We start from the raw sequence: 20,573 nt of genomic DNA on the forward strand, positions 1-20,573 counted from the left end.
GCCGGGCGTCGTACATCCGGCTGACGGAATGACCTCCGCCGCGCCGGCCGCCCCGCCGTCTTCACGTTCGGCGCTCGCCCGGGAGAAGCTGATGGCCGCCGCGGAGCGGCTCTACGCCGAGCACGGGTTCGCGAACGTCTCCATCAGGATGATCGGCGAGGCGGCGGGCCAGCGTAACAAGTCCGCGGTGCAGTACCACTTCACCACCCGCGACGAGCTCATCCAGGCGATACTGACGCGCCACGCGGCCGCGATCGAACGGCTCCGTGCCCCGATGGTGGCCGCGCTGGACGCCTTGGGTGAGGTCTCACCCCGGGAGCGGATCTCCTGCATCATCGTGCCGACCATCGAACACCACATCGAGCTGGGCACGCCGTCCTGGTACGGGCGCTTCCTCGCGCAGGCCCTCGTGGAACCCTCCCTGCGCGAGTACGCGATCCGGACGCAACTCCAGATGCCCTCGCTCCGCCGCCTGGAAGAGCTCCGGCGCGGGCCCGACCGCGACCCCGAGCTGTTGGCGCAGAACGCGGCCATGATCCGCCAGCTCATCGTGCACATGACCGCCGAGCTGGAGGCCGACCTGGCCGGCGGAAGGGCCGACCCCGCGACAGCCGAGCGGTCCTGGCGCCGCCTGGGCGAGAACCTGATCACGGCTGTCTGCGGGCTCAGCTCGGCCCTGGTGGGAGACCGGTGACGCGCGGGCTCCTCAGCAGGTCGAGTTGGTCTGGGTGAGCAGGGCCAGCCTCCAGGGCAGACTGTTGTAGTCGCCGCCGGCGTTGGGGTCCTTGCCCTGGTAGAGGTAGCGGAGCTGGCAGGAGCTGATGGTCAGGGTCTGGTCGTAGCCGTCGCGGAGCATCTCGCCGTGGCTGATGTCCCTGGTCCAGGCGGTGGTGTCGAAGGTGACGTTGTTGGCGCGGGCGAACGGGTTGCTCTCGGTGGCGGCGAGCTGGGTCCACGGGCCGGTGATGGCCGTGGAGGTCCAGGAGCGGAAGTAGCGCCGGCCGTCCGTGCCGATGGCCTCGACCAGCAGCAGGTACTGGTTCGTACCCTTGATCTTGTAGACGTTGGCGGCCTCGAAGAGGTTGTTCCTGTTGGCGTCCTGCATGGCGATCACGGTGTTGGTGAAGCCGTTGGGGAAGTTCGCGACCGTCGTCTGCGACCGGTAGAGGTGGCCGTTGTCGTCGGAGGAGAACAGGTAGCAGTTGACTGTGTCGCAGATGACCCACATGTCGACCCAGTAGCCGTTGCCGATGTTCTGCCGGATGATGTCCGGCATGCTCGGGTAGAAGTTCTGCGGCGCGCTCCAGGAGCGCGGGTTGGCGATGTCGGTGGTGGTCGAGTACGAGGCGTTGCCGGTCTGGTAGACCAGGTACCACTTGTTCTGCGGGGCGAAGTAGAACGCCTGCGGGGCCGCCCGGTAGCCGGTGCCGATCGCGCTCTGGTCGAGGTACTGGTGCGTGGCGGCCCCCGCCTGGGCCCAGTCGGTGAAGTTCAGGTAGACCAGGTTGTAGCCCGCCGCGTTGGCGGTGCTGGCGAAGACGTGCCAGCGGCCGTTGTAGTAGACGACCGAGGGGTCCTTGACGGCGGCGATGTTGTGGCCGGCATCGGGTTTGGGGGCGATCAGGGCCGGACCCGAGCGCCAGCGGAAGCTGCTGGGCAGCGCGCCGGTGCCGCCCGTGGGTGTGACCGTGGGCGTGGCCGTGGGCGTCACCGTGGGGACGCTGCCGGTGCAGGTGGTGCCGTTCAGCGCGAAGTCGGTCGGGGCCGGGTTGGCGGCGTTGTTCCACGAGGCGTTGAAACCGAACGACGTGCCGGCGCCGGTGGCCAGGGAGCCGTTGTAGGCGGTGTTGGTGACCGTGACCTGGGCGCCGGACTGGGTGTGGACGCCGTTCCAGAGCTGGGTGATCGCCTGCCCGGCAGTGAACGACCAGGTCAGACGCCAGCTGGTGAGCGGGCCGCCAAGGTTGGTAACGCTAACATTGGCGCCGTAGCCGTTCTGCCATTGATTGCTCACCGCGTAGGAGACGCGGCAGCCGGGGGCCGCCTGGGCGGTGGGGGTGATGAGCGCGGCAGCGATCACGGCGGCGACCGCTGCGATGATCCATAACCGGGTGCGGTAGAGGTGCACTGCGTCCTCCGTGGGGGGCGGGACCGACGACGGCTGAGCGTCTCAGAAAGCTTTAAGGCCATCAAGCGAAACTTTCGGTCCCGTGATTTCCGCATGGTAGGAGCCGTTGGGGCGGTGAAACTTTCAAGTCTCAGGCCAGGCGCGATCCGCGTCCCATTGACCGGCAGGGCTGCGCAGCCTATGTTTCGTGCCTGAACTATTCGACCTTGTATCGAAAGTTTCGACGCCGAAGCGAGGCCGCTCTATGGGAAGGGTGTGGGCGCTGATCATCGTCGCCGTTCTCGCGGCCGCGATCGGCGCGGTGAGCAGCGCGGAAGGGTCATCGTCGGAGAGCGGGCGCTGGGTCGGCACCTGGACGGCGATGCCGCAGCTGACCGAGCCCGGCAACATGCCGCCCCCGCCGTACACGAAGGACGATCTGGTGCTGGCAGACAGCACGCTGCGGCAGACCGTCCGGGTGTCGGTCGGCGGGCAGCGGCTGCGTCTGCGCTTCTCCAACGCCTTCGGGGGTGCGCCGCTGCCCATCACCCGGGTCTCCGTGGCGCTTCCCGAGGGCGGGAAGGCCGGCGTGAGCGCGATCCGGCCCGGAACCGCCCGCCCGGTGACGTTCTCCGGACGCTCCTCCGCGGTGGTGCCGGTCGGGGCGCAGTTCGTCTCCGACCCGCTCGACCTGCCGCTGGCGCCCGGCTCGGTCCTGGCCGTCACGGTCTACCTCGCCGAAGGCCAGGCCTCCAGCGCCCTCACCTCGCATCCCGGCTCCAGGACCACCTCCTACCTGGCGCCGGGCAACCAGAGCGAGGCCCCGGACCTGGCTGGCGCGACCCCCGTCGACCACTGGTATCTGCTCAGCGGCATCGAGGTGTGGTCCGAGCGCGCCACCGGCGCGCTCGTCCTGGTGGGCGACTCGCTGACCGACGGCAGGGGCTCCACCACCAACCAGAACGACCGCTGGCCCGACCAGCTCTTCGACCGGTTGCGAGCCGACCGGCGCACCGCGGGCGTGGCCGTCAACAACCAGGCGGCAGGCGGCAACCGGGTGCTCAACGACGGCCTCGGTCCCAGCGCCCTGGCCCGGCTCGACCGCGACGTGCTGGCGCAGAGCGGCGTCAGGTGGCTGGTCGTCTTCGAGGGCGTCAACGACATCGGCACGGCCGAGGCCACCCAGGCCGCCCAGAAGCAGATCGCCGACGACCTGATCGCCGCCTACGAGCAGATCATCGTCCGGGCTCGCGCCCAGGACATCCTGGTGTACGGCGCCACGCTCACCCCCTTCGGCGGGAACACGTCGTATGACGACGCCCAGGGGTACCGGGAGGCGGCCCGGCAGGCGGTCAACGAGTGGATCCGCACCAGCGGCAGGTTCGACGCCGTGATCGACTTCGACCGGGCGGCCCGCGACCCGGCCGACGCGCGGCGGTTGCGGCCGGCGTACGACGTGGGTGACCACCTGCACCTCAACCCGGCCGGCTACAAGGCGCTCGCCGACGCCGTCCCGGCCAGGCTGCTCCACCGGTAAGCCGCTGCCGTAACCGGACGATTGTGTCCGGCTCCTGCCCGGTCGCCGGGGACGAGCGCCGTGTGGCGGGACTAATGCTCGATGCTGGCGTTGAAGTGCGCCAGGCCTTCGGCGAAGGAGGCGAGTTCCTCCGGGGTCCAGCCCTTCAGGACTGTGGCGAGGCCGTTGAGCCGCCAGTCGCGCTCCTGGGTGACCTGGCGCATGCCCTCCTCGGTGATGCGCAGCTTGCGTGCCATGCCGCCCTCAGGGTCCGGGATGCGCTCGGCCAGGCCGCCGCGGAGCAGGACGGCGGTCTGCCGGTTGACGGTGGAGGTGTCCAGGTTGAACGCCTGCGCGAGCTGCCCGATCGACATCGGCCCTTCGGCCTCCAGCCGCCTGAGCAGGATGTAGCTGCTGCGCTCGAGCCGGCGCTCCTCGTGGCCGGTCGCCAGCTCCTTGTAGCGGCCGATGAGCATGAGCTCGCGCTCGATGTCAGCGATCTCGTCGCGCACGAAAGCCTCCCATCGGGGGTCAGAATATATCCCTCCATATGGCTATGTGTAGGATACACGCCATATGCATCATGCATATGGTTGCGAGATACGGAGAGCTCATGAGTTCAATGCACGCCGCGCCGCGTAGCGGAGCGATCATCAGCGTGCTGGCAGCAGCGGGCATCACGGTCTCGCTAATGCAGACCCTGATCGTGCCCCTGATCGCCAGCCTGCCGACCCTGTTGCACACCGCCCCGGCCAACGCCTTCTGGGCCATCACCGCCACCCTCCTGGCCGGCGCGGTCGCCATGCCCGTCGCGGGGCGGCTCGGCGACCTGTACGGAAAGCGCCGCGTCATGGTGGCCAGCGCGCTCCTGCTGGCCATCGGCTCCTTGGTGTGCGCGCCCGCCAACTCGTTGATCCCCATGGTGATCGGCCGCGCGCTGCAGGGGCTCGGCATGGGCGTGATCCCGCTGGGCATCGCCATCATGCGGGACGTGCTGCCGCCGCAGCGGCTCGGCGCGGCCATCGGCCTGATGAGCTCCTCGCTCGGTGTGGGCGGAGCTCTCGGCCTGCCCGCCGCCGCGCTCGTCGCCCAGTACGTCAGCTGGCACGCCCTGTTCTGGGCGGCGGCCGGCCTCGGCCTGCTGATGAGCGTTCTCATCCTGCTGATCGTGCCGGAGTCCCCGGTCAAGTCGCCGGGCCGTTTCGACTTCGTCGGGGCGGCGGGCCTGGGGGCGGGCCTGGTGCTGCTCCTGCTGCCGATCTCCAAGGGCAGCGACTGGGGCTGGACGAGCGGCACCACGCTCGGCATGTTCGCCGCCTCGCTGGTGATCCTGCTGCTGTGGGGCTGGTGGGAGCTGCGCAGGCCCGCACCCCTGATCGACCTGCGCACCAGCGCGCGCCGTCAGGTGCTGATGACGAACCTGGCCTCCATCGTCATCGGCTTCGGCATGTACGCGATGTCGCTGATCACGCCCCAGCTCCTGCAACTGCCCACGGCCACCGGCTACGGCCTGGGCCAGTCGATGGTCGCGGCCGGCCTGTGGATGGCGCCGGCCGGGCTGGTCATGATGGCGATCTCTCCCGTGGCGGCGCGCCTGTCAGCGGCACGGGGGCCCAAGACCTCCCTGCTGCTCGGCACGATCGTCATCGCCTCCGGCTACTTCCTGGCCCTCGGCCTCATGGGCCACGCGTGGGGCGTCCTGGTCTTCTCCGCCGTGGTCAGCGCCGGGATCGGTTTCGCGTACGCGGCCATGCCCTCCATCATCATGAGCGCGGTGCCGCTCACCGAGACGGCCGCCGCCAACGGCCTCAACAGCCTGATGCGCTCGATCGGCACGTCGTCGGCCAGCGCGGTGCTCGGCGCGATCCTGGCGAACATGACGGTAAAGCTGGGGCCGGTGACGCTCCCGTCCGAAGCCGGTTTCCGCACCGGCTTCATCATCGGTGGCGGCGTCGCGCTGCTGGCGGCACTCATCGTCCTGACCATCCCGGGCCGCCGCGCCGCCGCGCACCGGGCCTCCGGCAGTCCCGCCGACGTCGGCCAGTCGGCCGGCATCCGCTCGGGTCGAGTGTCGTAAAGGTCAGGCCGCTGACCAGCCGCCGTCCACCGGGACGATGGCGCCGTTGATGAACGAGGCGGCGTCGGAGGCGAGGAAGAGGGCGGCGTCGGCCATCTGCTCCGGCTGGGCGAGGCTCTCGCCGAGGGCGAGCACGGGGGCGAGCCGGGCGGCGCCGGTGGGGTCGAAGGACAGGTTCGTGCCGATGCCGGTCATGGTGGGTCCGGGCAGGATCGCGTTGCAGCGGATGCCGTCCTTGGCGTAGGCCCAGGCCACGCTGCGGGTCAGGCCGACCACGCCGTGCTTGGAGGCGGTGTAGGCCACCCCGGCCGCGCCGCCGCGGATGCCGGCCTCGGAGGCGGTGTTGACGATCGCGCCGGAGCCCTGGCGCAGCATGTGCGGCAGCACCGCGTGGGTGACGAGGAACGTGCCGGTCAGGTTGATCCGCAGGACCCGCTCCCACGTCTCGACCGTGGTGTCGGCGGGCAACGCCATGGTGTCCATGATCCCGGCGTTGTTGCACAGCACGTCGATGCGGCCGTACGTGCTGATCGCGGTCTCGACCAGCGCGGCCACCGAGGCTTCGTCGGAGATGTCGGCGGCCACGGCGATGGCCGCGTCACCGAGCTCGGAGGCCGTGCTCGCGGCGCTGTCGGGGTTGACGTCGCAGACCACGACGCGCGCGCCGGCCTTGGCGAAGGCGACGGCCATCGCCCTGCCGATCCCGGAGCCCGCTCCGGTGACCAGGCCGACCTTGTTGTCAAAGGTGCTCAAGAGGGGGTCCTTTCGATCCAGGCGATCGCCAGACCGGACAGAGGTGTCCGGTTGCTATCGTAGAGACTATGCCTGTTGCGCGCCGGACGAACAGAGGGCCCAGTGCCGCGGCGGAGAACCGGGCGGCGCTGATCGCCGCGGCTCGCCGCGTGTTCGCCTCCGCCGGATACGACGCGCCGTTCAGCATGGTCGCCCGCGCGGCCGGGGTCGGGCAGGGCAGCCTCTACCGGCACTTCCCCGACCGCATCAGCCTCGCGCTGGCCGTGTTCGAGGACGGGGTCACCGAGTTGGAGGCCCTGGCCGCCGAACCCGGCGTCTCGCTCGACGACGTGCTGGCGCTGATGACCGAGCAGACGATCGCCTCGACCGCGTTCATCGAGATGGTCAGCGTGCTCCCGGCCGACCCTCGCATCATCGCGGTGCGCGACCGCGTGGCGGACCTGCTGACGGGTGCGCTCTCACGGGCTCAGCGCGCTGGCCGCGTCCGCGCGGGTGTCACCGCCGAGGACCTGGTCCTGGCCGTCGGCATGCTGGCCGGGGTGCTCGCCAAGAAGCCGGCACCCGCCCGGCGCGTTGCTGCCGCCCGGGTGTGGACGCTGCTACGAAAGGGAATCGACGCCTGATCGCTCCGCTATCGCTTCGGCTTCCACCATGACGGGTTGTCGGCGTACCAGCGGACGGTCTCGGCCAGGCCCTCGGCGAAGCCGACGCGCGGCGCGTAGCCGAGCCCGCGCAGCCTGCCGTCGTCGAGCGAGTAGCGGCGGTCGTGGCCCTTGCGGTCGGGCACCCGATCCACCATGTCCCAGCCCGCGCCGAGCGCGTCCAGCACCATCCCGGTGAGCTCCAGGTTGGTCAGCTCGGCCGTGCCCGCGACGTGGTAGACCTCGCCGGGAGCGCCCCGCTCGGCGACCAGGCGGATGGCCCGGCAGTGGTCGTCCACGTGGATCCAGTCCCGGACGTTGCCGCCGTCGCCGTACAGAGGGACCTTCAGCCCGCGCAGCAGGTTGGTGACGAAGAGCGGGATGACCTTCTCGGGATACTGGCGGGGGCCGTAGTTGTTGCCGCACCGGGTGATGGAGACCGGCAGGCCGTGGGTGATCGCGTAGGAGAGCGCTACCAGGTCGCCGCCCGCCTTCGCCGCCGCGTACGGCGAACGCGGGTGCAGCGGCGCGTCCTCGGTCCAGGATCCGGACGCGATGGTGCCGTACACCTCGTCGGTGGACACCTGGACCACCCGGGGCACGCCCGCGTCGAGGCACGCCTGCATCAGCGTCTGCGTGCCGAGCACGTTCGTGCGGACGAACTCGGCCGATCCCGCGATCGACCGGTCCACGTGTGACTCGGCCGCGAAGTTGACCACCAGGTCGTGGCCGGGCACCACCTCGCGCAGCAGTTCGGGGTCGCAGATGTCGCCGTGGACGAACTCGTGCCGCACGCCTTCGAGGTTGGCCCGGTCGCCCGCGTAGGTGAGCTTGTCGAGCACGGTGACCCGCGTGTCGGCCGCGGTGCGGACGAAGTGCGAGCCGATGAAGCCGGCGCCGCCGGCGACGAGCACTTTCATGGGGGTGTCCACGCCTTTCTCTGACTCCTTGGCGCTGAACAGTAGCCGGTCCCACCGGACTCCGGGCGCCTGTTATGCGGCCAGGAGCTGGTCGATGGTGATGGGGACGGAGCGGATTCGCCTGCCGGTGGCGTGGTAGACGGCGTTGGCGATGGCGGCCGCCATCCCGACCAGGCCGATCTCGCCGACGCCCTTCACCCCGACCGGGTTGTACCGGTCCGGCTCCCCGACGAAGGTCACCTCCATGTCGGGAACGTCGGCGTTCACCGCCACCAGGTAGTCGCCGAACGTGGCGTTGGCGACCCGCCCGGTGCCCGGGTCCGTGACCGTGTCCTCGAACATCGCCATGCCGATGCCGCCGACGGTTCCGCCGATGATCTGGCTCCTGGCCAGTTTCTCGTTCAGGATCCGGCCGCCGTCGATCGCCGACACGACGCGGGCGACCCGGAGCAGCCCGAGGTCGGGATCGACGCGGACCTCCACGAACCTGGCGCCGAAGGGGCCCGCGGGCGCCATGCCGGCGTCCTGCGGCCGGGGCGGCGCGCTGTCGCCGTCGGCGCTCAGCTCGGCCAGGCCTTGCGCGGCGAGGATGCGGGTGTAGGACTCGCCTCGCTCCGGCTCCCCGTTACGGTGGATGCGGCCGCCGGCCACGGTGACGTCGTCGACGCCGCAGCCCGCCAGCGGCGAGGCGGGGTCGCCGGCGAGCGTGTCGAGGAACGCGCGCACGAGGTTGCGGCAGGCCGCGTGTACGGCGGTGCCGAGCGCGGCGGTGAGGCCGGAGCCGCCCGCCTGGGGCCCCGGGGGCATGCTGGTGTCACCGAGGTCGAACGTGACCAGACCAGGATCGAGCCCGAGGAACTCGGCTGACAGCTGGGTCATGACCGTGTACGTGCCGGTGCCGATGTCGGTCACGGCGCTGCGCACGTACGCCGTCCCGTCCCCGCGGACGGTCGCCCTGGCCTGGCAGGGCGCCTGGTACCAGAAGTAGCTGATGCCGGCCATGCCGTACCCGACGAGCCAGTCGCCGTCGCGCATCGAGCCGGGCCGCGCCGGGCGCCGTGACCAGCCGAACCGTTCGGCGCCCACCTCGTAGCACTCGCGCAGCGCCTTGCTCGACCACGGCAGGCCGTATTGCGGATGCACCTCGGCGTAGTTGCGCAGCCGCAGTTCCAGGGGGTCGAGGCCGAGGGAGTACGACAGCTCGTCCACGGCGGATTCGAGCGCGAAGTTGCCCTGCGCCTCGCCGGGTGCGCGCATCGAGCTCGTCCAGGGGATGTTCAGCCGTACCTGCCGGTCCCGCGTAGAGACGTTGGGGCAGGCGTACGCGCTGGTCGCGCCCGCCGCGCACGGTTCGATGTTGTCCCCTTCGATCGACACCGTGGACAGGCTCTCCTGGTCGATCGCGGTCAGCCGGCCGTCGCGGGTGGCGCCGATCCTGACCCGCTGCACCGTGGCGGGGCGGTGGCCGATGCCGGTGAACATCTCCGGGCGGGTCAGCACCAGCTTGACCGGCCGCCCGGCCTCACGTGCCGCCAGCGCGGCGAGGATCACGTGCGGCCAGACGCGCAGTCCCGCGCCGAAGCCGCCGCCGACGTACGGCACCAGCACCCGGACCCCGGCCTCGGGCACCCCGAACACCTTCGCCAGCGTCGCGCGCACCTGCGTCGGCCACTGGGTGGAGTCGTGGACGGTGAGGGCGTCGCCGTCCCACGCCGCGACCGTGGCGAACAGGCCGAGCGGGTTGTTGGTGTTCTCGGCGGTCGTGTAGGTAGCGTCGATCACGACGTCGGCGGCGCCGAGAGCGGCCTGTGCGTCGCCACGGTTCGCGTCCATGCCCCAGGGATTCGTGATCCGCTCGGCCCGGGGGTCGTCGATCTCCAGCACCGGCTCCGCCCGTTCGTAGCCGATCTCGATCCGCCGGGCCGCCGCGCTGGCCTGCTCGGCGGTGCCGGCCACCACCACGGCGACGTACTGGCCGTAGTACCTGATCCGGTCGTCCTGCAGGGGCGGCGGCGGTGTGCGGAGGAAGGACGGCGGCCCGCTCTCCAGCTTCGGCGCGTTGAGGTGGGTGAGGACCGCCAGCACGCCGGGCGCGCGCTCGGCCGCGCTCGTGTCGAGGTGGCTGACCCGCCCGGCGGGGATCGTGGCGCGTACGAGCGCGGCGTACGCCATGTCCGGGAAACTGAAGTCGTTCGGGTAGTGCGCGGCGCCGGTCACCTTCAGTGGGCCGTCCACCCGGTCCACTCCGGCGCCGACGAGCCCGGCCCGTTCGATGATCGTCATGACGCCACCGTCCTCAACGCGCGTACGAGGGTGCGTTTGGCCAGCTCGACCTTGAACGCGGTGCCGGGCACGGTGTACGGGTCCCGCACGGTCGCCTCGGCGGCCGCCCGGAAGGTCGCCTGGCCGGGCGGCGCCCCTCGCAGCACCTCCTCGGCCTCGCGAGCCCGCCACGGGACGGTGCCGACCCCGCCGAGGGCGACTCGCGCCTCGCGGATCACCCCGTCGTCGAACGTGATGGCCACCCCGGCGGAGGTGAGCGCGAACTCGTACGAGGCCCGGTCGCGGACCTTCAGATAGCTCGACCGGGTGCCCCGCGGAGGCAGCGGGATGTCCACGGCGACGATCAGCTCGCCGTGGGCGAGCACGTTCTCGACGTCAGGGGTGTCGCCGGGGACGAGGTAGAAGTCCGTCAGCGGAACGGAGCGCTCGCCGCCGGCGCCCCGGACACGCACGATGGCGTCGAGCGCGACCAGCGGGACGGCCAGGTCGGAGGCGTGCACCGCGATGCAGTGCTCGTCGGCCCCCAGGATGGCGTGCATCCGGGCGGCGCCGGTGACGGCGGCGCAGCCGGTGCCGCGACGGCGCTTGTTGCACGCGGGCACGGCCGGGTCACGGAAGTAGCGGCAGCGGGTGCGCTGCAGCAGGTTGCCGCCAATGGTGGCCATGTTGCGCAGCTGGACCGACGCGCCCAGCAGCAGCGCCTCGCGGACGAACGGCAGGCGTTCGGCGACGGTGGCGTCGGCGGCCAGCTCCTCCATCGTGGTCAGGGCGCCGACGCGCAGCGTGTCGCCGTCGCGGGAGACGCCACTGAGCGGGAGCCGGGTGATGTCCACCAGCATGTCCGGTTCGAGGACGCCGTCCTTCATCAGGTCGAGCTGGGTCGTGCCGCCCGCGAGATACGAGGCTCGGGGGTCGCCGGTGACCGTCGCGACGGCCTGCCCGACCTCGGCGGCTCTGACGTACTCGAACTCACGCACCGCCACCACCCGCCTCCGCCACCTCGCGGATCGCCGCGACGATGTTCGGATAGGCCCCGCAACGGCAGAGGTTGCCGCTCATGAACTCCCGGATGTCCGCATCCGACCGCGCGCGGCCCTCGGCCAGCAGGCACACCGCGGACATGATCTGCCCAGGGGTGCAGTAGCCGCACTGGAAGGCGTCGTGCCTGACGAACGCCTCCTGCACCGGGTGCGGGGCGCCGCCGTCGCCCAGCCCCTCGATGGTGGTGATCGCCCGGCCCTCCTGCTGCGCGGCGAGCGTCAGGCAGGACAGGATCCGCCGGCCGTCCGCCATCACCGTGCAGGCGCCGCACGCGCCCTGGTCACAACCCTTCTTCGTGCCGGTCAGGCCCAGCCGGTCGCGCAGCGCGTCCAGCAGGCTGACCCTGGGCTCCAGGTCGAGCGGGTGATCGGTGCCGTTGACGGTCAACGTCACCGCGACGTTCGCCGGGCCTGGGCGCGGCTGGGCCTCATCTGGTGTCATGATCCCCTCGATCCCGAAATCATCGATGATGTGCGACGCGTGGGACACCGCCAGCTTGCATCGCATCTCGGGGGGAGATCCACTGTTGTGCCTCAGCGAGGCTTTCCGGTCCGCCGGGCAATCTTCATGGTACGTGACCGATATGAACCGGCAACGGCCGCCCCAGGCCGCGGGCGAGCAGGTCGAAGCCTTCCTGTGCGAGGCGCTCACCCATTGAGGTCGCGAGGGGGCGATTCGGGGGTGTACCTGCCGATCAGCGGGACGAAATAGGCGGGCAGCAGCACCCGCTCGCGGAGCAGGTGGCCATGCCGTCTGGTGAACTGCGTGACCATGTCGCCGGTTTCGGTCTGGATCGGCATGACCAGGCGGCCGTCCTCGGCGAGCTGCTCCGCCAGTGGAGCCGGCACGCCGGGCGCCGCGGCGGAGACGACGACGGCGTCGAACGGCGCATACCGGGGCAGCCCCGCGGTGCCGTCCCCGACCACGACCTCGACGCCCGTCAGGCCGGCCGCGGCCAGGTTGGCCCGCGCGTGAGCGGCCAGGTCGGGATGGCGTTCCACCGAGTACACCCGGCGGGCCAGGCGGGCCAGCAGGGCGGTCTGGTAGCCGTAGCCGGTGCCGATCTCCAGCACCGTCGCCTCCTCGGTGAGCCGCAGGGCGTCGATCATCTGGGCGATCAGCGACGGTTGCGAGGTGGGCTGGCCGTGGCCGATGGGGATCGGTTCGTCGAAGGGGGCGCGTTCGGCGTAACGGGGCGGCACGAACAGGTCGCGTGGCGTGGCGCGGATGGCGGCCAGCAGGCGGGGATCGCTCACGCCTGCCTGCCGGACGATCTCCGCCAGCAGATCAGGCTTCATCGGCTCTGCCTGGAGAGCGGGATCCAGCCGCCGGCCAGGACCATGGCGCGCTGGCGGGCGGAGAGGCGGTGCCGGAGCACGATGCCGTCCACGGTCAGCTCGGTGCCGTTTTCGACGGCCTTGCGCAGGCCCTCGAAGTGGAGTTCGCGGCCGATCCGGTCGTAGTCGGATTCGTCGGCGAACTCCAGTGGCAGTACGCCGAAGTTGGCCAGGTTCTGCCAGTGGATGCGGGCGAAGGACTTGGCGATCACGACCCGGAGCCCCAGGTAGCGGGGCACGATGGCGGCGTGCTCGCGGGAGGAGCCCTGGCCGTAGTTGCGGCCGCCGACGATCGCGTGCGGGCCCGCCTCGCGGGCCCGCCGCGGGTAGTCCGGGTCGATCTGGGTGTAGGCGAAGTCGGCCAGCGCCTCGATGTTGCTCCGGTACGGCAGCGCCCGCGCGCCCGCCGGCATGATCTCGTCCGTCGAGATGTCGTCGCCCACCTTGAGCACGACCGGCAGGGTGAGCGAGTCGGGCAGCGGCTCCAGCTCTGGCAGCGAGCCGATGCTCGGGGCCTTGGCCAGCTCCACCCGCTGCGCCGCGTCGGGGGGCAGGGGTGCTTCGAGCAGCGCCGTGCCCAGGCTGACCGTGCGCGGCAGCGGTACCCGGGGATGGTCGAGGCCGAGGTCGCGCGGGTCGGTGATGGCGCCGGTGAGCGCCGCCACGGCGGCGGTCTCGGGCGAGCAGAGCCAGACCGAGTCGTCGTGGGTGCCCGAGCGGCCGGGGAAGTTGCGCGGGAACGTCCGCAGGCTGTTGCGGCCGACGGCGGGGGCCTGGCCCATGCCGATGCAGCCCAGGCAGCCGGTCTGGTGGATGCGGGCGCCGGCCTCGATCAGCGTGGTGATCGCGCCCATCTTGGTGAGGTCGATCAGGATCTGCCGGGAGGTGGGGTTCACGTCCAGCGACACCTGGGGATGCACCTGCCTGCCGCGCAGGATCTCGGCCACCACCGCGAAGTCGCGCAGGCCGGGGTTGGCCGAGGAGCCCACGACGACCTGGTGGACCGGCTCACCCGTGGCCTGCCGTACCGGGATGACGTTGCCGGGGGAGCCCGGACGGGCGATCAGGGGCTCCAGCGTGGACAGGTCGATCTCCTCCTCCAGGTCGTAGCCGGCGCCGGGATCCGCCGCCAGTTCGGTGTGGTCGGCGGCGCGGCCCTGGGCCCGCAGGAACTCCAGAACCTGCTTGTCGGCGGGGAAGACCGAGGTGGTGGCGCCCAGCTCGGCGCCCATGTTGGCGATCACGTGCCGATCCATCGCGCTCAGCGTGGCCAGGGCGGGCCCGTGGTATTCGATGATCCGGTGCACGCCGCCGCGCACGCCGTGGCGGCGCAACATCTCCAGGATCACGTCCTTGGCGCTCACCCACGGTGGCAGGGCGCCGGTGAGCCGTACCCCCCAGATCTCGGGCATCGTGACGAACAGCGGCTGTCCGGCCATGGCCATGGCCACCTCCAGCCCGCCGACGCCGATGGCCAGCATGCCCAGCGAGCCGGCCGCGCAGGTGTGCGAGTCGGACCCGGCCAGCGTCTTGCCCGGCATGCCGAAATACTGCATGTGGGTGGGATGCGACACCCCGTTGCCCGGGCGGGAGTGCCAGATGCCGTACCGGCGGCAGGCCGAGCGCAGGAACACATGGTCGGCCATGTTGCGTTCGTCGGTCTGCAGCAGGTTGTGGTCGACGTACTGGGCGGCCAGCTCGGTGTGTACCCGGTCCAGGCCGAGGGCCTCCAGTTCGAGCATCACCATCGTGCCGGTGGCGTCCTGGATCAGCGCCTGGTCGATGCGCAGCCCGATCTCCTCGCCCGGCCGCATGTCGCCGCTGGTCAGGTGGGCGGCGATCAGTTTTTCCGTCATGTTCGAGCTCACGAGGATCTGTGCTACCCGGACGGGTTTGGGTGAGTCACCCCAAGGCAGTGAAAGTGCATGACTGCCACGCTCGCGCTGGCGGGTGACACGATGCTCGGCCGGGGTGTGGCCGACCTGCTGACCGTGTCCAGCGATCCGGCCGCGTACCTGTCGGACGGCGTTCGCGCCCACCTCGCCGACGCCGACGTGGTGCTGGTGAACCTCGAATGTTGCCTCTCCGACCGTGGCAGCCCATGGCCCACGCCCGGCAAGCTGTTCCATTTCCGGGCACCGCCGCAGGCCGCGGACCTCCTCGCCGAGCTCGGTGTGAGCTGCGTCACGCTGGCCAACAACCACGCCCTGGACTACGGCTACGACGCGCTCCTGGACACCCGCGCCCACCTCGAACACCTGGGGATCCTCACCGTGGGCGCGGGCGCGGACCGGGCCCAGGCCCGGGAGCCGATCATGCTGGTCGTGGGCGGGCTGCGGATCGCCGTCATCGCCCTGACCGACCATCCGGCCGACTACGCCGCCCTGCCCGACCGGCCCGGCGTGGCCTACGCCGACCTGCCCGGCGGCGTCCCGTCCTGGGTGACCGACGCGGTCGCCCGGGCGCGCGCGGAAGCCGACGCCGTACTGGTCACGCCCCATTGGGGCCCCAACATGACGTCCGGTCCCGCGCCCTACATCCGGACGGCCGCCGAGTCCATGGTCGCCGCCGGAGCGAGCCTGGTCGCCGGTCATTCCGCCCACGTGGTCCACGGCGTCGCGCCGCCTGTCCTGTACGACCTCGGCGACTTCCTCGACGACTACGCGATCGACCGCGAACTGCGCAACGACCTGTCGCTGCTGTTCCTGGTGACCCTCGACGAGACCGGTCCGGTACGGCTGCGCGCGGTGCCGCTGCACCTCGAGTACGGCCGTACCGTCATCGCCCGCGGGCAGGAACGGGCCTGGCTCCGCCGGCGCTTCACCGACGCGTGCGCGCAGTTCGGCACCAGCGCCGTCTGGGACGACGACGTGCTCACCGTGGACCTGCGCTGCTGATTGTTCACCTCGCGTTTGGTTGTCCCGGAGCGCGGATGTTGTCGACCATGTCGTCATGAGCGACGCCGAACAGCACCCGCACCACCACGGTCTCGTCGAGCGGCTGCGTGAGCACCACGAGCAGGTGGTGCACCGTCATGAGGAGGAGGCCCTGGAGGCCGCGGCCGGGCAGGCGGGTTTCGACCTCGAGACCGACCTCGGCCACCCGATGCTCCACCACGAAGGGGAGGCCTTCGACCTGGAAGGCGATCTCGGGGTCGACAATTCACATTAGAGCGGTTTGCTTCGGTACGTAGAGGCGGATGTCGGTCAGGCTCGCGCTGCCCTCGCAGACGTTGGTGTGAGGTCGCCGATCATGAAGTAGTCGGGGTGGGCCGAGCCGGCCGGCCACCGGGGTGCCGTTCGCGCCAGATCAGGAAGACGGCGCAGGACACCAGCGCCCAGGCCATCAGGACGATGAACGGCGTCACGCTCTGGTGGCCGTGGAAGTAGACGGCGGTGTGCTGGGCGTTGACCGACGCCCCCGGCGGCAACCAGCGCCCGATGACGCCCAGCGGCGAGGGCAGCAGCGGCCAGGACACGGCCCCGCCCGAGGACGGGTTGCCGAGCAGCACCATCAGCCCCCAGGTGGGGACCATCGCCCAGCGCCCCAGGAAGGTGTTGAACATCGTGAACACCATCCCCGTGGTGAACATGGTCAGCGCCAGGATGAACCACGACTCCGGGACCGGCAGTTCGAGCGCGCCGAGCACCCAGTCCACGAGCGAGACGATGGCGAACGCGCCGAGCACCGCGTACGCCGCGGTGAAGGCGATGCGCTCGCCCGGATTGAGGTCGGGGGCGTTGTTGCTGAGCTGGATCGCCCCCGTGAATCCGATGATCACGGCGGCGAGCGTGATGTAGAAGATCGCCAGGCCGCGCGGGTCCGCCCGCTGGAGCGGCTTGACGTCCCGTACCGTGAGCGTGAATCCCGTCCGCGCGGCCACCTTCGGGGCCTCCTGGCTGAGCAGCAGCGCCACCGACGCGCCCGAGGCGCTCGACACGTTCATATCGACGTGGGTCTCGCGCACGACGAACACGGCGAAGACCCGCTGCTCCTCGATGGACTCCATGGCCTGCGCGTAGGACTTGTCGAAGTGCAGGTCGAGCGAGGCCGCCAGGGCCTTCTCCAGCCCGGCGGCGAAGACCCTCCCGCGCACGGTCTCGTGGGTGACGCCGACGACCGCGACGGGCATGTGGTGCGGCGTCGGGGAGGCCATGGCGTAGGTGTACGACCCGGCGAACAGCCCCGCCGCCGCCGAGAGGAGCAGCACCAGGCCGGTCGCCGGGTAGTACGGCGATTGCTTGAAGGCCGTCCACAGGTCACCCATGCGCCCACGCTAGGCAGGCGCCCGCCGTTCGATCCGCGTGACATTCCACCCGTGACGGCTTGCCAAGCCATTCGAGGTGCGCCCGTGAAGCGGGGCCCGGCATCGTCCGGGCCCCGCGAGCGGTCACGCCGCGACGCCGGCCTCCTTGGCGGCCCGGTCGATGGCCGCCAGCTCGTCGTCGGTGAAGTCCAGGCGGTCCACGGCGGCCACGTTCGCCTCCAGCTGCTCGGGGCTGGAGGCGCCGACGAGCACCGAGGTGATCCGGGAGTCCCGCAGCGCCCAGGCCAGCGCGAGCTGGGCCACCGACTGGCCGCGGGACTCGGCCACTCCGGCGAGCGCCCGCACGAAGGCCAGCACCTGCGGGGTCACCCGGTCCGCCGTGAGGAAACGTCCTTCGGCGGCGCGCGAGTCGGCGGGGATGCCGTCCAGGTAGCGGTCGGTGAGCAGGCCCTGCGCCAGCGGAGAGTAGACGACGCAGCCGGCGCCCTCCTCCTCCAGCACTCCCAGCAGGGCGTCCTCGATGCCGCGGTTGAGCAGGGAGTAGGACGGCTGGTGGACCAGGAGCGGGGTGCCCAGGTCGCGCAGCAGGCGGGCGGCCTGCGCCGTGCGTTCAGGGGAGAAGTTGGAGACGCCGACGTAGAGCACCTTGCCGCTGCGGACCATGTGGTCCAGGGTCGCGACCTGCTCCTCCAGCGGCGTGGCGTCGTCGTCGCGGTGCAGGTAGTAGATGTCCACGAAGTCGAGGCCGAGCCGGTCCAGCGAGCGGTCGAGGGTGGCCAGCAGGTGCTTGCGGGAGTTGCCCATGCCGTACGGGCCGTCCCACATGGGGTTGCTGCCCTTGGTGGTGACCACCACCTCGTCGCGCAACGACCGGGGGAGCAGCCGGCCGAAGGCGGACTCGGCGGCGCCCAGCGGCGGGCCGTACCGGTCGGCGATGTCGAAGTGGGTGATGCCGAGATCGAGCGCCTTGTGGAAGATCGCGCGCTGGCTGTCGAGCGGCTTGCCGCCACCGAAGTTGTGCCACAGGCCGAGCGACACGGCGGGGAGGAGCAGGCCGCTGCGGCCACATCTTCTGTACGGCTGGCGTTCGTAGTTCAAGGAGAACCTTTCCCGCGGTATGAAACGTTTTACGGACCCAAGTTAAGCAGTTTCTCCACCGCGTCCGCCGCCCCCGTGGCCCCGCCCGCCGCCGCCAGCTCGCCCTTCATCCAGCTCAGCCGCTCGCGCACCCGCTGGTCGGCGGCCACCTCCGCCACTGCCTCCCACACCGCCGAGCCGGTGACGTCGCCGATCGGCAACGCCCGGCCCAGGCCCAGTTCGGCGATGCGGTCGGCGTTGGCCCGCTGCTCGGCCATCTGCGGCACCGTCACCATGGGCACCCCGAAGTGCAGGCTCTCCATCGTGCTGCCCATCCCCGCGTGGGTGACGAACACGCGAGCGTGGCTCAGCACGGCCAGTTGCGGCACCTGCGCGTGCACCTCCACGTTGGGCGGAACGGGCCCGAGCGCCGCCGGGTCCACGCCGCCCACGGCCAGCACGACCTGCCACGGCCGCCCCTCCGCCGCGCGCAGCACCGTACGGTAGAAGTCCGGCCGGTCGTTGTAGCCGGTGCCCAGCGAGACCAGGACCACCGGCAGATCGCCGGACGGCTCCCATCCGCCCTGGTAGGCCCGCTGGGTCAGGGCCGGCCCGACGAACTCGTAGCCGTCGCCGAACGTCTCGCCGACGAACTGGAACGCGCGCGGCAGCATCACCAGCCTGACCCCCGCCCCGTCGCCCCGCACGAACGCCTGCACGTCGGCGAACCCTTCCTTGCGCAGGAAGCGGCCGAGCCGCAACATCATGCGCAGGAAGCCGAGGCTCAGCGGGTTGATCGTCGTGTACTTCCGGTGCATCGACCAGTGCTCGTTGCCGACGAAGTTCGGCCAGGTCTCCACCGAGGGGACCTGCCAGCGCTTGGCCAGGATCCGTCCCCACCAGCACAGCGTGCCGTCGTGCACGACCAGGTCGGGCCGCGGCGCGTCGGCGAGCTGGGGGAGTGCCGCCCTGGTCTCGTCCAGGAGCAGGCCCATGGCCCTGATGAGCTCCTTGCCGTGCATCTGCGGCACGTCGGGGAGGTCGAGCGAGTCCCAGGCGGAGGTGAAGGGCACGACCTCGGCGCCGGTCTCGGCCACGCGGGCCGCGTACGCCTCGGTGGTGGCGTACGTGACGCGGTGGCCCCGGCGGACGAGCTCGGCGGCGAGGCCGAGCGTCGGGTTGACATGCCCGGCGGCGGAGGGGGCGAAGAACGCTATCGTTGCCATACCGCTGTATTATAATACGTCGGTATGAAAAAGGAGGGCCATGCCGAAGAAGGTCGACCACGACGAGCGGCGCAGGCACATCGCCGAGGCCGTGTTGCGCATCGCCGGGCGCGAGGGGCTGGACCGGGCCACGCTGCGTGACGTCGCGGTCGAGGCCGGCATCTCGCTCGGCTCCGTGCAGCACTACTTCGGCAACAAGGACGAGATGCTCCGCTACGTCGTCGGCTACCTCGGCGAGCAGGTCACCGCGCGGATCGTGGCCGGGATACCGGATCCTCCCGGGCCGTTCCTGGTGCGGTCGTTCCTGTTGTCGATGGCGGCCGAGATGTTGCCGCTGGACGCGCGCCGCAAGGCCGAGCGCCGGGCCGGGCAGGCGTTCGCGGCGCGGGCCGTCGACGTTCCAGAACTGGTCGGGGAGTTGCGGGAGGGCGACCGGTGGTTGCGCGCCCGGGTGGCCGAGCTGATCGTCCAGGCCCAGCGCGACGGCGAGATGGCGGCCGGGCTGGACGCCGAGCGCGAGTCGGACGCGCTGCTCGCCATGATCGACGGGCTGGGCTCCGACCTCCTGCTCCGCGTACGCGAGCCAGAGCAGGCGCTCGCGACCGTGCGCTACCACCTGGACCGGCTGACGGTGCGCTGAGTTCTTTACTGTTCTGTACAGAATCCGGTAGCCTCCTCTCCATGGGCAGGCCACGTGAGTTCAGCGACCAGCGGGTGATCGACGCCGCGATGGAGGTGTTCTGGGAGAAGGGCTACGAAGCCACCACCACCCAGGACCTGTGCGCCCGCACCGGGCTCGGGCGCGGCAGCCTCTATAACGCCTTCGGCAGCAAGCACCGCCTGTACGAGGAGGCGCTCCGCCGGTACGCGGAGACCCTGGCCGAGGCCCAGGTGGCGATGCTGGCCGAGCCCGGCTCCGTGCGCGAGCGGCTCAGGGACCTCATGCTGGGCGTCATCGACGCCGACATGGCCGACCCCGGGCGGCGCGGCTGCCTGGCACTGAACGCCGCCACCGAGGCCGGCGGGCGCACGGAGGCCGTCGCGGGGCTGGTCCGGCGCCAGTTCGCCGACCTGGAGCAGGCGCTCTGCCGGCTGGTGGCGGTCGGCCAGAGCACCGGGGAACTCTCCGCTGACCGGCCGCCGCTGCAGGTGGCGCGGGCGTTCCAGAGCGCGTACTACGGGTTGCGCGTGCTCGCCAAGGTCACCGACGACCGCAACGCCCTCCTGGACGTCGTCGAAGGGGCCGTCGCCGCTCTGTGAATCCGACTGGGCGGCGGTCGGCCCTTTTTCACGTCCCGGTTTTGTACTGATCTGTAAAGAAAGGGTTT

The 20,573-nt window shown here is 71.0% G+C and carries 21 protein-coding genes; 9 read left to right on the plus strand and 12 right to left on the minus strand.

The features are described from left to right. Window positions 1-28: 28 nt before the first annotated feature. Window positions 29-694, plus strand: a complete 666-nt coding sequence (locus ACFLIM_RS23910) for a TetR/AcrR family transcriptional regulator (RefSeq protein WP_393168928.1) — start codon at window positions 29-31, stop codon at window positions 692-694. Window positions 695-706: 12 nt separating this feature from the next. Here ACFLIM_RS23910 and ACFLIM_RS23915 read toward each other — a convergent pair whose 3' ends face one another. Then, window positions 707-2,128 (minus strand): non-reducing end alpha-L-arabinofuranosidase family hydrolase, encoded by a 1,422-nt coding sequence (locus ACFLIM_RS23915; protein WP_393168930.1) that lies wholly within the window; start codon window positions 2,126-2,128, stop codon window positions 707-709. A 244-nt stretch (window positions 2,129-2,372) separates the two neighbouring features. On the opposite strand from ACFLIM_RS23915, the gene ACFLIM_RS23920 reads away from it, so the two are divergent. Continuing rightward, window positions 2,373-3,644, plus strand: coding sequence for an SGNH/GDSL hydrolase family protein (locus ACFLIM_RS23920; protein WP_393168932.1), 1,272 nt, complete (start codon window positions 2,373-2,375; stop codon window positions 3,642-3,644). A 71-nt stretch (window positions 3,645-3,715) separates the two neighbouring features. Here ACFLIM_RS23920 and ACFLIM_RS23925 read toward each other — a convergent pair whose 3' ends face one another. Beyond that, window positions 3,716-4,135, minus strand: coding sequence for a MarR family winged helix-turn-helix transcriptional regulator (locus tag ACFLIM_RS23925; protein ID WP_393168934.1), 420 nt, complete (start codon window positions 4,133-4,135; stop codon window positions 3,716-3,718). Between the two features lie 101 nt (window positions 4,136-4,236). Between ACFLIM_RS23925 and ACFLIM_RS23930 the strand changes: the two genes are divergently transcribed. Continuing rightward, window positions 4,237-5,700, plus strand: a complete 1,464-nt coding sequence (locus ACFLIM_RS23930; protein ID WP_393168936.1) for an MFS transporter — start codon at window positions 4,237-4,239, stop codon at window positions 5,698-5,700. Window positions 5,701-5,703: 3 nt separating this feature from the next. On the opposite strand, the gene ACFLIM_RS23935 is transcribed toward ACFLIM_RS23930, so the two are convergent. After that, the gene (locus ACFLIM_RS23935; RefSeq protein ID WP_393168938.1) at window positions 5,704-6,453 is read right to left on the minus strand and encodes an SDR family NAD(P)-dependent oxidoreductase; all 750 of its coding nucleotides are present in this window, start codon (window positions 6,451-6,453) and stop codon (window positions 5,704-5,706) included. A 68-nt stretch (window positions 6,454-6,521) separates the two neighbouring features. Between ACFLIM_RS23935 and ACFLIM_RS23940 the strand changes: the two genes are divergently transcribed. After that, entirely contained in the window at window positions 6,522-7,076 is a 555-nt protein-coding gene (locus tag ACFLIM_RS23940) for a TetR family transcriptional regulator (protein WP_393168940.1), read from the plus strand. An 8-nt stretch (window positions 7,077-7,084) separates the two neighbouring features. Here the strand turns inward: ACFLIM_RS23940 and rfbB are convergent, their stop codons facing one another. The 4 genes from rfbB to ACFLIM_RS23960 all read right to left on the minus strand — a co-directional run bounded on the left by rfbB (window position 7,085) and on the right by ACFLIM_RS23960 (window position 11,779). Further along, the gene (gene rfbB, locus ACFLIM_RS23945; RefSeq protein WP_393169055.1) at window positions 7,085-8,014 is read right to left on the minus strand and encodes a dTDP-glucose 4,6-dehydratase; all 930 of its coding nucleotides are present in this window, start codon (window positions 8,012-8,014) and stop codon (window positions 7,085-7,087) included. Window positions 8,015-8,086: 72 nt separating this feature from the next. Then, on the minus strand, window positions 8,087-10,297 hold the full coding sequence (locus ACFLIM_RS23950; protein ID WP_393168942.1) for a xanthine dehydrogenase family protein molybdopterin-binding subunit: 2,211 nt from the start codon (window positions 10,295-10,297) through the stop codon (window positions 8,087-8,089). Continuing rightward, the gene (locus ACFLIM_RS23955) at window positions 10,294-11,274 is read right to left on the minus strand and encodes an FAD binding domain-containing protein (protein ID WP_393168944.1); all 981 of its coding nucleotides are present in this window, start codon (window positions 11,272-11,274) and stop codon (window positions 10,294-10,296) included. The genes ACFLIM_RS23950 and ACFLIM_RS23955 overlap by 4 nt, the downstream gene beginning before the upstream one ends. Continuing rightward, window positions 11,267-11,779 (minus strand): (2Fe-2S)-binding protein, encoded by a 513-nt coding sequence (locus ACFLIM_RS23960; RefSeq protein WP_393168946.1) that lies wholly within the window; start codon window positions 11,777-11,779, stop codon window positions 11,267-11,269. Before ACFLIM_RS23960 ends, ACFLIM_RS23955 begins: the two co-directional genes overlap by 8 nt. Between ACFLIM_RS23960 and ACFLIM_RS23965 the strand changes: the two genes are divergently transcribed. Beyond that, on the plus strand, window positions 11,778-11,996 hold the full coding sequence (locus tag ACFLIM_RS23965) for a hypothetical protein (RefSeq protein WP_393168947.1): 219 nt from the start codon (window positions 11,778-11,780) through the stop codon (window positions 11,994-11,996). The genes ACFLIM_RS23960 and ACFLIM_RS23965 overlap by 2 nt on opposite strands. Here ACFLIM_RS23965 and ACFLIM_RS23970 read toward each other — a convergent pair. Both ACFLIM_RS23970 and ACFLIM_RS23975 read right to left on the minus strand, forming a co-directional pair. After that, window positions 11,986-12,636 (minus strand): protein-L-isoaspartate(D-aspartate) O-methyltransferase, encoded by a 651-nt coding sequence (locus tag ACFLIM_RS23970; RefSeq protein ID WP_393168949.1) that lies wholly within the window; start codon window positions 12,634-12,636, stop codon window positions 11,986-11,988. The genes ACFLIM_RS23965 and ACFLIM_RS23970 overlap by 11 nt on opposite strands. Continuing rightward, entirely contained in the window at window positions 12,633-14,531 is a 1,899-nt protein-coding gene (locus ACFLIM_RS23975; RefSeq protein ID WP_449291481.1) for an aconitate hydratase, read from the minus strand. The genes ACFLIM_RS23970 and ACFLIM_RS23975 overlap by 4 nt, the downstream gene beginning before the upstream one ends. Before the next feature lie 69 nt (window positions 14,532-14,600). On the opposite strand from ACFLIM_RS23975, the gene ACFLIM_RS23980 reads away from it, so the two are divergent. Further along, window positions 14,601-15,572: a CapA family protein gene (locus ACFLIM_RS23980; protein WP_393168953.1), complete on the plus strand. Its 972-nt coding sequence runs from the start codon at window positions 14,601-14,603 to the stop codon at window positions 15,570-15,572. 55 nt (window positions 15,573-15,627) lie between these two features. After that, window positions 15,628-15,846, plus strand: a complete 219-nt coding sequence (locus ACFLIM_RS23985) for a hypothetical protein (RefSeq protein WP_393168955.1) — start codon at window positions 15,628-15,630, stop codon at window positions 15,844-15,846. A 79-nt stretch (window positions 15,847-15,925) separates the two neighbouring features. Here the strand turns inward: ACFLIM_RS23985 and ACFLIM_RS23990 are convergent, their stop codons facing one another. The 3 genes from ACFLIM_RS23990 to ACFLIM_RS24000 all read right to left on the minus strand — a co-directional run bounded on the left by ACFLIM_RS23990 (window position 15,926) and on the right by ACFLIM_RS24000 (window position 19,245). Continuing rightward, complete coding sequence (locus ACFLIM_RS23990; RefSeq protein ID WP_393168957.1) at window positions 15,926-16,942, minus strand: ABC transporter permease; 1,017 nt, start codon at window positions 16,940-16,942, stop codon at window positions 15,926-15,928. Between the two features lie 123 nt (window positions 16,943-17,065). Further along, window positions 17,066-18,040 carry an aldo/keto reductase gene (locus ACFLIM_RS23995; RefSeq protein ID WP_393168959.1) on the minus strand — a complete coding sequence of 325 codons (975 nt, stop codon included), beginning with the start codon at window positions 18,038-18,040 and terminating at the stop codon, window positions 17,066-17,068. Window positions 18,041-18,069: 29 nt separating this feature from the next. Beyond that, window positions 18,070-19,245 (minus strand): macrolide family glycosyltransferase, encoded by a 1,176-nt coding sequence (locus tag ACFLIM_RS24000; RefSeq protein ID WP_393168961.1) that lies wholly within the window; start codon window positions 19,243-19,245, stop codon window positions 18,070-18,072. A gap of 40 nt (window positions 19,246-19,285) precedes the next feature. On the opposite strand from ACFLIM_RS24000, the gene ACFLIM_RS24005 reads away from it, so the two are divergent. Both ACFLIM_RS24005 and ACFLIM_RS24010 read left to right on the plus strand, forming a co-directional pair. Further along, a complete protein-coding gene (locus tag ACFLIM_RS24005; protein WP_393168963.1) occupies window positions 19,286-19,885 on the plus strand; it encodes a TetR/AcrR family transcriptional regulator in 600 nt (199 codons plus the stop codon). Window positions 19,886-19,926: 41 nt separating this feature from the next. Beyond that, entirely contained in the window at window positions 19,927-20,505 is a 579-nt protein-coding gene (locus ACFLIM_RS24010) for a TetR/AcrR family transcriptional regulator (RefSeq protein WP_393168964.1), read from the plus strand. The last annotated feature ends 68 nt before the right edge of the window (window positions 20,506-20,573 follow it).

Origin of the sequence: Nonomuraea marmarensis, assembly GCF_043197025.1 — a bacterium.
Classification (GTDB): domain Bacteria; phylum Actinomycetota; class Actinomycetes; order Streptosporangiales; family Streptosporangiaceae; genus Nonomuraea; species Nonomuraea marmarensis.

Excerpts from the sequence above, each read along its gene's own strand:
- ACFLIM_RS23910 (WP_393168928.1), top strand. The coding sequence starts at position 29 with ATGACCTCCGCCGCGCCGGCCGCCCCGCCGTCTTCACGTTCGGCGCTC.
- ACFLIM_RS23920 (WP_393168932.1), top strand. The coding sequence starts at position 2,373 with ATGGGAAGGGTGTGGGCGCTGATCATCGTCGCCGTTCTCGCGGCCGCG.
- ACFLIM_RS23930 (WP_393168936.1), top strand. The coding sequence starts at position 4,237 with ATGAGTTCAATGCACGCCGCGCCGCGTAGCGGAGCGATCATCAGCGTG.
- ACFLIM_RS23940 (WP_393168940.1), top strand. The coding sequence starts at position 6,522 with ATGCCTGTTGCGCGCCGGACGAACAGAGGGCCCAGTGCCGCGGCGGAG.
- rfbB (WP_393169055.1), bottom strand. The coding sequence starts at position 8,014 with ATGAAAGTGCTCGTCGCCGGCGGCGCCGGCTTCATCGGCTCGCACTTC.
- ACFLIM_RS23950 (WP_393168942.1), bottom strand. The coding sequence starts at position 10,297 with ATGACGATCATCGAACGGGCCGGGCTCGTCGGCGCCGGAGTGGACCGG.
- ACFLIM_RS23965 (WP_393168947.1), top strand. The coding sequence starts at position 11,778 with ATGATCCCCTCGATCCCGAAATCATCGATGATGTGCGACGCGTGGGAC.
- ACFLIM_RS23960 (WP_393168946.1), bottom strand. The coding sequence starts at position 11,779 with ATGACACCAGATGAGGCCCAGCCGCGCCCAGGCCCGGCGAACGTCGCG.
- ACFLIM_RS23970 (WP_393168949.1), bottom strand. The coding sequence starts at position 12,636 with ATGAAGCCTGATCTGCTGGCGGAGATCGTCCGGCAGGCAGGCGTGAGC.
- ACFLIM_RS23975 (WP_449291481.1), bottom strand. The coding sequence starts at position 14,531 with ATGACGGAAAAACTGATCGCCGCCCACCTGACCAGCGGCGACATGCGG.
- ACFLIM_RS23980 (WP_393168953.1), top strand. The coding sequence starts at position 14,601 with ATGACTGCCACGCTCGCGCTGGCGGGTGACACGATGCTCGGCCGGGGT.
- ACFLIM_RS23985 (WP_393168955.1), top strand. The coding sequence starts at position 15,628 with ATGAGCGACGCCGAACAGCACCCGCACCACCACGGTCTCGTCGAGCGG.
- ACFLIM_RS23990 (WP_393168957.1), bottom strand. The coding sequence starts at position 16,942 with ATGGGTGACCTGTGGACGGCCTTCAAGCAATCGCCGTACTACCCGGCG.
- ACFLIM_RS24000 (WP_393168961.1), bottom strand. The coding sequence starts at position 19,245 with ATGGCAACGATAGCGTTCTTCGCCCCCTCCGCCGCCGGGCATGTCAAC.
- ACFLIM_RS24005 (WP_393168963.1), top strand. The coding sequence starts at position 19,286 with ATGCCGAAGAAGGTCGACCACGACGAGCGGCGCAGGCACATCGCCGAG.
- ACFLIM_RS24010 (WP_393168964.1), top strand. The coding sequence starts at position 19,927 with ATGGGCAGGCCACGTGAGTTCAGCGACCAGCGGGTGATCGACGCCGCG.